Genomic DNA, 11,559 nt, shown 5'->3' on the forward strand with positions numbered 1-11,559 from the left:
TAGGCGTGGGTGGGGCGGCATTCCGATTGCCCGTGATTCGACCGCACAGCGGTCGCCATCGTTTGAATAAAGCGCCCGTGGGTATGTATTGCTCGAGACGGCGGAATCATTTCCCTTTTTCCTGAGCTTGACAGGATTGATGGCAAAATGCGATTGAGGCTTAAGAATCCTGGATCCAAGGCGAAAACCTTTTTAGCGCGCAATATTGCGGGCGCCGCGAAGTGACGGAGAAAAAACAATGGCAAGTATGGAAACTCAACTGGAAGAGCAGTTCGATCAAGAGATGGCTGCGGTCAAACGGCCAAATCTGATGATCGTCGGCGGAACCGGTGTTGGGAAGAGCAGCCTGATCAACCATATCTTCGGCAAATCAATTGCCAAGGTAGGTACGGGGCAACCCGTCACTCGGGGTTGTCATCGCTACGAAGATGCCAACGTTCCCTTGGTCATCTTCGATACCGAAGGCTATGAGGTGACTGAAGGCAAGGCATCGGCGGGTAACTTCCGGGAAAAAATCATTCCCGAGATCAAGCAGCGTAAGTCCAAAGCCTTGAATGAGCAGATTCACCTCATTTGGTACTGCCTCTCGGTAGCTAACCACCGCGTTACCGATTTCGATCTGGATAACCTTCGGCTGATTACCGGCGAACTGGATATTCCGGTGGCTGTGGTACTCACCCAGTGCGATGCCGAGCCGATCGATGAAGAGGGTAACGGCGAGACCTCCCGGGCGTTTCGCCAAGTCCTGCGCGAAAATGGCGTGCATTGCGAAGTCTTCGAAACCTGTGCAAATAACCCCAAGCATGATCCAGAGCTGAAGCTGGACCTTGAAAAGTTGATCGCCTGGTCGAGCGCATCGCTCAAGGATGATGCGCTGCGCCAGTCCTTCGTGGCTGCCCAGATCGCTTCGCTGCCTGCCAAACGCAGCGAGGCGATGACCATCATCATGACCTACAGCGCCACCACTGCCGCCAGTGCCGGGCTTAACCCGGTGCCTATGTCGGACGCATTGCTTATTGTGCCGCAGCAGATTGCCATGGCCGCGTCCCTGGCCAAGCTCTACGGATTCGGTTCGATGGGTGAAATGGCCGTCAGCTTGCTCAAGGGCCAGATCCTGAGTTTAGTCGGGCGCCAGTTGGCGGCCAGCCTGACCAAGTTGATACCCGTACTGGGGCAGGTTATTAACGCCGGTGTCGCAGCGGCGATCACCGGCGGGCTTGGTTTGGCCCTGGTCGAGGTGTATGAGCGAGCTGTGGACGGCTACCTGAAGACTGGCAAGTCGCCGGATTGGACCAGCCTGTTTTCTAACGAGCTGTTCATGCAAGCCTTCAACACCGGTCTGGGAAAGTGGAAGGCGCAAAAAGCCTGATACCCCTCGGCGCATTCTGAAGGCCGTGGCGAGGGTCAGACCGCTCTGTTCCCTCGCAGGCCTTTATCCGATTACAGCTGTTCAAGGTTCAGACACACATGGATCAGTTCGCGATCAACATCATCGTGCTGGGTAAAAGCGGCGTCGGCAAAAGCAGCTTCTGCAATTATCTTTTCGACCAGCCAGGCCTGTTTGAAACCGGAAGCGGCAAGCCCGTCACCTCCTGGGAGCAGAATTTCCAGTCGCACACCTTCACGCATCAGGGGCACCTATTGAGCGTGTTCGACAGTGTTGGCCTGGAAGCCGACAACTATGAACGATGGCTCGAACAGTTCGACCGCTTCATGAAGCAGCGGCGTGCGCGCCCCATGGAGCCTGAAACCTGGATTCATGGCGCCTTCTATGTCATCAACGCCAGTTCGGCACGGCTGGAGCCCGTCGACGTCAACCTCATCCAGCGGCTCGGTAGCGATGCCAGGATTCCCCTTCAGGTCGTCCTGACCAATGCCGATGTTGCTGGCGATAAAGTCGAGGCATTGAAGCGAGAAATTCACAAATTATGCCCCGGGGTATCTGTTACACCGCTGTGTTCGGTGTCGGTGCGCAAGCGTGGAGGCCAGTCGACGCAAGCGTTTGGCCGCGATGAAGTGCTTTCAAAGTACCTGGAACAGTCGCACGGCTTCCTCAGCAAGCGCCTGGCGGCGATGAGCTGCTTGAACTTAAAAGGTGTGCTTGGCGAAATGCGCAACACGGTCGTTGCCAAGATAGAGAAGGCCGATCTCAGTATCTTCAAAATCGCTGACCTCGATCTGGACAAAGAAATCGAGCTTCCCGATTTTGATGAGCTTTTTTCCGATCTGAGAGGCTTCGATGACTACCTCTCATCCTTTGGCTTTGTCGGGGACTGGGAGACCAGCGATGAGCTGGAAAGCGCAGTGACCCGGGCGCTCGATGACTTCCAGGGTGAGATGGAGAACCGTTTCAAAGAGATAGAAGACGGATTCGAGTCAGATAGCCTGCTGCGCAAGGTTGGCGCTCTCTACGACGCAGCAAAAATAATCCTGACCATGAAGTCGACCATGATCGAATGGTTTGATGACGGCTTTGGTCGCGTCGACAAAGAGCTCGATCGGTTGTTCATCAAATACGCCGATCAAGACAACTTCTTTGCCAGCTACCTCACTAAGTGCCGAATCATCGCCAGGCCCAAGCTGTTCGGCATCTTCTAAGCACGGTCAGTATTGGCATAATGATATCATTCAGGGAGAGGAGCAGGTATGGGGTTCGATGCGATATATGCGGTGCTGCCCGATCATGCGGACAAGATAAGCCGCTTGCAGTACTTATTGGCTGAGGCACGACTGCCGGTGGTTTCGGTGATCGGCAAGTACAACCATGGCAAGAGCTCCTTGCTCAACGCCTTGGTGGAGCGCGACCAGTTCGCCGTTTCCGATGCCAGGGAAACAACGGTCTTGAGCTACTTCGAGCATGAAGGTGTGAGGTGGTTGGACACGCCTGGGCTGGATGCCGACGTTGCGCGCAAAGATGATCGTGAGGCGATGACCGGCGCGTGGCAGCAGTCGGATATCCGTCTGTTCGTGCATTGCGTTCGCGAAGGCGAGTTTGACCAAAGCGAAAGCGACATGATCGATGCGTTGCAACAGGACGCAGCAGATAGTGGACGTCAGACCTTGATCGTACTGACCCAGATCGAGCAAGTCGAAGAGCAGACCCTGGCAAACGTTCAGGCGCGTATCAAACAACAAGCGTCAAAGCTGCCGATCATTCACGTCTCTGCCCATCGTTACCTTCAAGGTTTGCAAAGCGGTAGTGCGCTGAAGTTGAAGAAGAGCGGCATCAACGAATTGCGCCAGGCCTTGCAAATAGCGATGGCAGAGGTACTGCAAACCCGTGGCGACGAAGTATTGGAGCTGGGAGAAAGCCTGGGCAGCCTTATCGATCAGGGGCTCAGCAACCTGCAAGCGCGGCTTGATCATCAGCAGTCCACAAAGCAGTCGCGACTGGCCGGCTTTGCTGAAGAATACAGGCAGCTGCACAGCAAACTACACCAACAACTCAATAGGGCCTGAACCATGCTTCCTTTGCTTTTGTTAGCCGGCGCAGTAGCGGCAGTAGCGGCGGCCGTATCCAGCAGTTCGGACTCATCATCGTCGTCTTCCTCTTCGGGGTCTTCTCGAGACTATGAGCGTGAAGCCGCTGAAAAAGCGCGCAAAGTAAAGCTTCAGGCCAACAAAGAGGCGGCAGAGCGTCAACTCAGGGCTTTCCTTCAGGGAAAAGACATTGAAGTCGATGGGGCGCAGTTAGCGGCGGTGATTCAGACGATGGTCAGCCAGCCCGATAAATACCCTGGCGAGCCGCTGAAAAAAGCTTTCTTGCGCAACCCATCCATGCGCGCCATTGATACTGAAGTCAGCGCATTGGAACTGCAGATCGCCGAGCGTAACCAAGCCAAGGCATTTCTCAACAGCTTGCCCATTGGCTGACAGCCCGTTCAACGCCAGTGTGCTGCCTGTCGGTGGTCGCACTGCTCCTTATGGATTATCTGTTCGCTGCCTGGGGTAGCGTGAACAAGCACAGGACTGTGTATGCAGGAAAAAGCATTTATCGAAGCGCTCAAAGGCTTCGAATACCTGACCCGTCGCGTGGAAGCCGACGAAAGCAAGCTTCGGGATTGGCAGGCAGCATTGACTCGAGCGCTGAGCGTTCAGCCATCGCTGGGTAAGCTGAACCGCGATGGCCACCTTGCGCGCCAAGCGGAAGGTGTGCGGGAAGTCGTGCAGTTGTGCATCAACGATTGGGGCAAGTCATGGGCTCGCAATCAGCCCTCGGCCCAGCTTGCCGAAACCTTTGGCGACAAGGCCGTGATTCTGGTGTTCGGCAAGGTCAATGCCGGCAAGAGTTCGTTCTGTAACTTCATCGCCGAGCGATTCGAAGCCAACGGTGAAGCCGTTCAGTACTTTCACCTGGCCAACGACAAGATTGTCGATCGCGATGAGCCGTTCGCAGAAGGTGAGACGGAAACCACGTCGCAGATCCAGGGCATCCGCCTTGGGCAAAAGCTGATTCTCATCGATACACCCGGCCTGCTTTCGGTCACGGGCGTCAATGGCGAATTGACCAAGCGCTACACTGACAGCGCGGATGCTGTGTTGTGGTTGAGCAGTTCCACTGCGCCTGGGCAGGTGCAGGAATTGGCGGAACTTGAAGTGGAGCTCAAGCGTAACAAGCCACTGCTGCCCATCATCACCAAAAGCGATTTCATCGACGAGGACGAGGTTCCGGGTCAGGAAGAGCTGGTCAAGGTGCTGCGCAACAAGCTTCCGGCCAATCGTAAGGTGCAAGAAGATGATGTGTGGAAAAGGGCTGCGCAGCAGCTCACCGCTTCCAACCTGAACGAGGCGTTGCTCAAGCCGGTTGTGTCTGTCTCCGTGCGCTATGCCCGAAAAAATGCATCGCAGGCCGATGTACTGGAAGCGGCAGGTTTCGAGCGCTTGTTCCAGCAGTTGCAGGTTATTGCGCAAGAGGCCCGAACCTACAAAGAGGGCAAAGCGACGCAGTTGGTGATCAGCCATCTTGAGAACAACGTGCTCAACAGTTTGCGCAGCACGGTTCTGCCCCAGTTGGATGAGCTGCGAGATGCGACGCGCAAGGCTGTCCATGGCCTCACGGTCCGTAACGATCAGATCGCCTCGGCGGTGCTTGCTGATGTGCTGCTGAAACTGGGTGACCTGCTGGAGACACACAAGGCCACTCAGAATGTCCAGGCGCTGACCAAGGATGTTAACGCGCTGTGCCAAGCCACCATCGAGCATCATTTGACGCGTGAGTTGAAAGACTATGTCAGTGAGCTCAAAGGCGCGTTGGTCGATATGTCCGGTGATGACATCGGTAGCTTTGAGGACCTTGGCGTCGATGTCGAACTGGTCACCGGACGAGGCAAGCAAGCGGCTGCTGCGGCTACCGGAACCGCGATCGGTACAGCGATCGGCACGGCATTGGGCGGCCCGATCGGTGCCTTCGCAGGCGGCTTACTGGGCGGGATGCTTGGCGGTGCCGCTGGCAATTATATGGTCGAAACGCAGATGGTCAGGCAAGTAGTCGGCGTCAGTTACGTGCGCTTGCATGGCAAGCTCGAAGCCGACCTGCGCGCTCGTTTACCCAAGGCCGTTAGCGCTGCGGTAGAGACCTGTATCGAGTCGATCAACCTGGTGGAAGTCGAGGCCATGCGCCTGTTCGACATCATCGCGACCAGTGAACAGGAACTTAAGCGTTTGAAGGAGAGCGTTGCGCGATGAACCCTTTTGAACAATACAAGACGCTGCTCGCCAGTACCTGCAGCATTGCTTCGCGCTACCTGCCAGACGCTCCTGCGCGTATCGAACAATTGGTCGAACAGATTGATGAGCGCAAGGTGCAAGTCATGTTGTTCGGTGCCTATAACGCCGGCAAAAGCACCTTGATCAATGCCCTGTTAGGTGAAGAGCGTGCAGTGGTTGGCGATATTCCAACCACTGATGCCGTCCATCGCTACGATTGGGCCGGGCATGTATTGCTCGATACCCCGGGTATCAATGCGCCAATCGAGCATGAAGAAGTCAGCACCGAGCAGTTGAAACGGGCCAACCTGATTCTGTTCGTGTTGCGCCAGGAAGATCAGGACGCGCAGAACATTGTCGAGCGCATTTTTACGTTGCTTTCCCAACGACGCCCGCTGTTCATCGTGCTGAACTATGAAGACAGTGACCCGGCTGTCATCGAGCGTATCCAGGCCAGCTTCTCACAGACGTTGCTCAACTATGCGCGGAAAAACGGCTTCGATGAGGCGCTGGTTCAACAGTTGCCCGTGATTCTGATGAATATCAGAACCGCCAGCCGTGGCCGTCTGGAAGGCAAGGCGAAACTGCTTGAGCATTCAGGCTTTGAAGCCTTCATCGTTCGATTCAAGCAATGGCTGCAGCATTTCGATGGCGAGCAGCAACTGCTCAAGCAAACCTGCGAAATGATCGAACGGGCGCTGCTGGCACCAGTGGCCAGCCGAATCGAAGGCGAAACGCCACATGCCCAGCAGCTGAGCGCAATCGACGCTCAGCTGGAACATATGGCACGCCAGCAACAACAGCTGAAAAACAGCGCCAGGCACCTGGTGCGTCGGGAGATCCTCGCGGCACGGCCGGCAATCGAGGCAGCCCTTGATCAGTGCGGCGACTCCGCTTCGCTGACGCGTGCGCTGGAAGTTCAGGCGCAGGGTATTGCCGAAAAACTGCAGCAATGGCTGGAGGGCGAGCTGCAGAGCATGCGCAAGGCGCAGATCAATGATTTGCTGCTGGATGCGGGGATAGACCCCAAGCTGTATTCGAATGTCGAAGAAAGCGAACTGCTGGATAAGTTGTCCGGGCCAATATTCGCTCAGCTCAAGGGCATCAACCAGGATCACTTGACCTCTCTGCTGGTCCTGGGCCGCAGCCTGAAGATTCCGTTGTTGAAAGGGCGTTGGCTCTCGACATTGCAGAAATGGGCGGGGCGTGCCGCGCCTGTTGTTCAGCTGGTATTTGCGCTTGCAGAAATTTTTCTTGCTGCTCGTAGCGAAGAGAAGGAAAACGAGCGCAACCACAGCCGTGCCCTTCAGCGCATACAGTGGATTGAAGAGACAGGTGCCGAGTTGGAGAGCGCCTTGGTCCAAAGCGTCTGCGAGTTGATTGACCAACTCTTCATCGAACAGAAAAAACCCTATGAAGAGAGCCGTGCAGCTTTGCAAGGCGCCGCCAGCCAACTTGAAAAAGACTGGAGCGACTGGCGTGAGCTGACGCGCACATTGCAGGCACTGGAGTTCTGAATCCAATTGGTTCACGACGGCTGGAAGTGAGCCCGTCTGGTTGTAGTTGCAGCCGCTCAATCTGAGCGGCTGCTTTTTTCGGCAAAGGAATGACGCGTAATGAATCGAATGTTTGTAAGTCCATGGCTGTCGGTATCACCCAACGGGCCTGTGACCTGTGCCCATCCCCACGCTCATGACTATGTTCATTTGCGCCAAGGAGAGATGGATGGTGCCTGTGGACCTTACTGTGTGGTGATGACCTTGATTGCACTGGGCGTTATGTCCCGTGAGCAGGCGCAGTCACTCGACAGTTTTGATGGGCGTACCCGCCTGGGCCGCTTTCGCGAAAGTTTAATGGCCTTCGGTGCCCTGATTTCGGAAGGTACCAACGATTTTGATGTGAGTTGGTTGGTAGACGTGTTCAAGCGGGCCGGCGTTGTTACCGATGTGCTTGATGTGGCTCCGCGACGTCAAACGACCATTCGTAAATTTGCCGATGCCGTCGACAACCGAAAAATTCCGATCGTCGGGGTCGAGTGGGACTGCGGGCAGGCCGGGCATTGGTTGCTGGTTATCGGCTATCAGGGTTACCAGGCAAACGATGAAGATGAGTTGCAGATCACTCACCTGCTGTGTCTTGACCCCACCAGCGAGGCCCCACGGGTGTCACTCTGGAATGCGGTGATCGAAGTGTTTACCGAAGATGGCAAGTCTGTGAACGAAGGTCGCTACTACTGCCAGCATTGGGGGCCAAACGACGCACCGGCGGCCTGTCGAATTGATCAGAGCGTTTTGGTGGGGCTCGATAAAAAGGCCGAGTCCAACTATTTCTACTAACAAGGCCGGCAGCGGTCAGTCTTAAAGGCTGGCCCTGGCGGTTTCTGGTTGTCAGACAAGGCAGTTAAACTACTCATGAAGCATCTCTTTGTTACGGTCGAAGGAATAGATGGCGCCGGTAAATCAACAATTGTACGCATGCTCGCAAAGCGCCTGGGTGCTGTATGTATCAAGACGCCGGACGAGAGATTTTCCGATGAGCGTCAGATTGTTGAAAACCAAGGGACCACTGAAGAAAAATATGCGTTCTATCTCCGTTCGCTAGAAGCACAGAAAGTTGAAATTAGCGAGTTGCTGGAGGAAGGACCCGTTATATGTGATCGGTATATTCACTCGACTATCGCTTATCAGTGGCCTGACACGGAGCCACTACCCGCTGATATTCCTGATTTCTTTCCCTCGCTGATCCGGCCAGATTGCTCAATTTTGCTGACAGTCAGTAGAGAAGTCTCCCGTGAGCGCATTGCTCGGCGAGAGGATCAAACCGGAGTTGTCTCCCCTACCGACCATAACCTCAGCTTGCTGGATAAAGCACGTCGACGCTTTCTTGCCATGCAGGATCTTATCCAGATCGACACCAACGATAGAACACCAGAGCAGGTGTGCGATTTGATTTTATCAGGGCTGATGCAATGAATCGGCTTAGCTTTGCAAAGATTATCAGCGTCGCTCAGTGGTGGAAGGAAAACGCCGGGCTTATGCAAGTGGAGGTGGCTGCACTTGAGCCACTGCTCTGGCGAGAAGGCGAAGTGCGCATTGGCCACGTTGTGGCAGAGCTGAAGGGGATGGGCTTCCGTGTTTCGATGACCAGCAATGGCAGCTTGCTCGCGCGGAATGCGCAAGAGCTCAAGGAGGCGGGCTTGGATCTTTTGCGTTTGAGCTGGCACTCCATGTCGCCAGACATCTATCGCAAAATAACCGGAGGAGGGAGCCTTGAGAAACTTATCGAGGGGGTCCGTGCGGGGATTGATTGCTCATTAAGTATGTCACTGAACAGGGTGTTAATGAGAGGCCATACCGCAGATTTGCCCGAGCAGTTAGCATTCGTTGATCAGCACCAGTTGAGATTGAAGTTGCTGGATCTGTACTGGACAGAAGAGTCTGCTGGCGAATACGACAGGTACTACATTTCGCCGGAAGAAGCGCTGGAAGCGTCAGTGGCCTCAGGTTATGTAAAACTGATTCAAGATGACGGCCAGCAGCGCGGTCGCTCAAGGGTAAGGTACTTAACACCCCAACATGGCTTAGTCGAATATAAGCTGAAGTCGACGGCCAGAAAAAGCAACGCCGTGTGCAATTTATGTACAAAAAAATCGAACTGCCTCGAGGGTTACGGGGATTATTTCAGGGTCTTCCCAGAAGGTAAGTCATCGTTGTGCTATCTGCGCCAAGACTTAGCTCATAGCACCTATGAAAACGACACGTTTTTTATCTCTGAGCACCAACCGTGGGGCCAAGAGTTGCGAAAAAGTATCTCTTCTACCCCGCTGCGCCTGGTGCTTGAAGGTCGCTGTAACTTCAATTGTGGATTTCCTGACTCTGTTTCATCGTGGTGCCTGAAGCAAGGTAGAGGTTATCAGTTTCCTGATCGTACTGGAGTGATTGTGCGTGAGTATCAATAAGGAAAAATTAGCCGCTTTCCATAATATAAAGATGAAATTACTGGATATGCTGAGTGTGGCACAGGAGTCTGTTCGTGATTCGCAAAGCGAAGCGAATTCGCATATAGGCGCAATGCAGAGCCGCTACGATACATTCAAGGAAGAAGCCCAGTACCTGGCCACTGCCCATAAAATCCGCTCCATCAAACTTGAAGGAAGCATCAAGGATTGCGAGAGACTAATGGGGCGGCTTTCCAACGACACGCTGGTATTCAGTAGGGTCGAACCCGGTGCGCTGGTAATCATTGGCGATGAGCGTAATCCAAGCTCAGAAAAAAGTTTTCTCATTGTGCCCGATTGCGCTGGAGAGCGGGTTTCAATTGGTGGTAAGCAGGCGCTATGTGTTACACCGGATGCGCCAGTAATCAAACCCTTCATCGGCCTTGAGGAGGGTGACTATCCGGAAGTTTTTGAGGGCGATGGCTCTTTGGGCAGTGCCTATGTTAAGAGCGTTCGCTAGGAGGGGTTAGGCAAAATCATGTAGTGAGCCAACGACGAGCTTTGGCGCGGGATATGTTGAGTGGGGCTTCGGAGATTCAGGCTTCTGATTTCGAGGCGTTGTTAGGTGCCAGGAGAGCGTAAGAATGCACTCAATTAGCCGTTCGGCAACGGTTAGAGTTTTGGATCGTTCTCTTGGCATCGCATCGCTGACCAATTCGAACATCCGGTCAGGGGCGGTGGCATCCACCATCCAGCGGCGTTCAAACAGGAAAGAAAACACGCCAAAGCACACCAACAGCTGAACCCGCCCCAGACCAATGTAATCAAATGGACTCGCCCCCGCCGAGGCATCACAGTGCCACGGTGGCGTTCTTAAGAAGCCAACGGCAGCGAGGGCGAGTCCATGAAAAAGCATACGGCGAAACACAACTCCTTGTCTTCAATCGAGCTCTGCGTGAACTTGGCAATTGATCTGGCCAAGCAGGTCTTTCAACTGGCGGGTGATGATGGTCCTGGTCGTGTTATCTACGAAGATCGGATCAAATCCCGTGAAGCGTTTCATGAGTACCTGATCAAGTTGCCTGTGACGGTGACCGTCCTGATGGAGAGTGGGCCTGGAGCGCAAGCCTGGGCCCGGTTGCTCCAGGCAAAAGGGAACCCAGTACGTATCCTGCTAGCCCAGCGGGTGGCCGAGCACCGCAGTGGAGCCAAGAACGATCGCAACGACGCGCATGCCATTCTTCGTGCGGGTCGGGATTCGAGCATCGCAGCGGTGCCGATCAAAAGCACCACGGCGCTGGCGATACAGGCTCTACACCGGGCCCGACGAGGTTATGTCCGGCGGCACACTGCACTGGGCAATCAGGTACGTGGCTTGTTGCTTGAGCACGGTGTAGCCCTGGCGCAAGGCGATGTGGCTATCAATCAAGGTGTGCCGCGGATACTGGAAGACGCCACTCAGCCACTGCCGGATCTGTTGCGAGAACTGATCGATGAATTGCTCGTCGAATGGCGTTATCTGGGCGAACGCATCGCTGTACTGACAGCCCGGTTGGAAACGGCTGCTCGGGATGACAAGACAGCTCAACGCTTGATGACGATACGCGGTGTTGGTCCGATCATCGCCACGGCCCTACTGGCCAAACAGCCCGAACCAGCCCGCTTCGCCAACGCTCGACAATTTGCCGCCTATTTCGGCTTGGTACCCGATCAGCGCAGCAGTGGGAACAAGGTCAGGCTAGGCAGGATGAGCAAGCGGGGAGATGGTTACCTGCGCAGCATGCTGGTCCAGGGTGCACACGCGGTGCTCAAGCAATTGAGGGTTGATTCCGATCAGCCAGATGACCGCCGCCTCTTAGGCTGGCTATCCCGCCTTGGGCGCAAGGAGGCGGCGGCAGGCTGGCCAATCGAAATCT

Annotated in this window: 10 protein-coding genes and 1 pseudogene; all 11 read left to right on the forward strand. The window is 54.9% G+C overall.

Annotated features, from left to right (window positions below; all coding sequences use genetic code 11):
• The first annotated feature begins 238 nt into the window (after nt 1-238).
• Nucleotides 239-1,369 (forward strand): YcjF family protein, encoded by a 1,131-nt coding sequence (locus F2S13_RS28645; protein WP_166367247.1) that lies wholly within the window; start codon nt 239-241, stop codon nt 1,367-1,369.
• 98 nt (nt 1,370-1,467) lie between these two features.
• Entirely contained in the window at nt 1,468-2,598 is a 1,131-nt protein-coding gene (locus tag F2S13_RS28650) for a GTPase (RefSeq protein WP_166367248.1), read from the forward strand.
• Nucleotides 2,599-2,646: 48 nt separating this feature from the next.
• A complete protein-coding gene (locus F2S13_RS28655; protein ID WP_166367249.1) occupies nt 2,647-3,459 on the forward strand; it encodes a GTPase in 813 nt (270 codons plus the stop codon).
• A 3-nt stretch (nt 3,460-3,462) separates the two neighbouring features.
• Entirely contained in the window at nt 3,463-3,873 is a 411-nt protein-coding gene (locus F2S13_RS28660) for a hypothetical protein (RefSeq protein ID WP_166367250.1), read from the forward strand.
• A gap of 102 nt (nt 3,874-3,975) precedes the next feature.
• Nucleotides 3,976-5,685 carry a GTPase gene (locus tag F2S13_RS28665; RefSeq protein WP_166367251.1) on the forward strand — a complete coding sequence of 570 codons (1,710 nt, stop codon included), beginning with the start codon at nt 3,976-3,978 and terminating at the stop codon, nt 5,683-5,685.
• A complete protein-coding gene (locus tag F2S13_RS28670; RefSeq protein WP_166367252.1) occupies nt 5,682-7,223 on the forward strand; it encodes a GTPase in 1,542 nt (513 codons plus the stop codon). Before F2S13_RS28665 ends, F2S13_RS28670 begins: the two co-directional genes overlap by 4 nt.
• 99 nt (nt 7,224-7,322) lie before the next feature.
• Nucleotides 7,323-8,042 (forward strand): hypothetical protein, encoded by a 720-nt coding sequence (locus tag F2S13_RS28675; RefSeq protein ID WP_166367253.1) that lies wholly within the window; start codon nt 7,323-7,325, stop codon nt 8,040-8,042.
• Nucleotides 8,043-8,117: 75 nt separating this feature from the next.
• Nucleotides 8,118-8,678 (forward strand): dTMP kinase, encoded by a 561-nt coding sequence (locus F2S13_RS28680; protein ID WP_166367254.1) that lies wholly within the window; start codon nt 8,118-8,120, stop codon nt 8,676-8,678.
• Complete coding sequence (locus tag F2S13_RS28685; RefSeq protein ID WP_343047655.1) at nt 8,645-9,664, forward strand: radical SAM protein; 1,020 nt, start codon at nt 8,645-8,647, stop codon at nt 9,662-9,664. Before F2S13_RS28680 ends, F2S13_RS28685 begins: the two co-directional genes overlap by 34 nt.
• Entirely contained in the window at nt 9,651-10,163 is a 513-nt protein-coding gene (locus F2S13_RS28690) for a hypothetical protein (protein ID WP_166367255.1), read from the forward strand. The genes F2S13_RS28685 and F2S13_RS28690 overlap by 14 nt, the downstream gene beginning before the upstream one ends.
• A gap of 384 nt (nt 10,164-10,547) precedes the next feature.
• Nucleotides 10,548-11,559, forward strand: a pseudogene (locus tag F2S13_RS28695) (IS110 family RNA-guided transposase); the annotation flags it as partial.

The organism is Pseudomonas akapageensis (assembly GCF_011355085.1).
Lineage (GTDB): Bacteria > Pseudomonadota > Gammaproteobacteria > Pseudomonadales > Pseudomonadaceae > Aquipseudomonas > Aquipseudomonas akapageensis.

What these genes read in the sequence shown, in the direction of transcription:
- F2S13_RS28645 (WP_166367247.1), top strand. Translation starts at nt 239, where the DNA reads ATGGCAAGTATGGAAACTCAACTGGAAGAGCAGTTCGATCAAGAGATG.
- F2S13_RS28650 (WP_166367248.1), top strand. Translation starts at nt 1,468, where the DNA reads ATGGATCAGTTCGCGATCAACATCATCGTGCTGGGTAAAAGCGGCGTC.
- F2S13_RS28655 (WP_166367249.1), top strand. Translation starts at nt 2,647, where the DNA reads ATGGGGTTCGATGCGATATATGCGGTGCTGCCCGATCATGCGGACAAG.
- F2S13_RS28660 (WP_166367250.1), top strand. Translation starts at nt 3,463, where the DNA reads ATGCTTCCTTTGCTTTTGTTAGCCGGCGCAGTAGCGGCAGTAGCGGCG.
- F2S13_RS28665 (WP_166367251.1), top strand. Translation starts at nt 3,976, where the DNA reads ATGCAGGAAAAAGCATTTATCGAAGCGCTCAAAGGCTTCGAATACCTG.
- F2S13_RS28670 (WP_166367252.1), top strand. Translation starts at nt 5,682, where the DNA reads ATGAACCCTTTTGAACAATACAAGACGCTGCTCGCCAGTACCTGCAGC.
- F2S13_RS28675 (WP_166367253.1), top strand. Translation starts at nt 7,323, where the DNA reads ATGAATCGAATGTTTGTAAGTCCATGGCTGTCGGTATCACCCAACGGG.
- F2S13_RS28680 (WP_166367254.1), top strand. Translation starts at nt 8,118, where the DNA reads ATGAAGCATCTCTTTGTTACGGTCGAAGGAATAGATGGCGCCGGTAAA.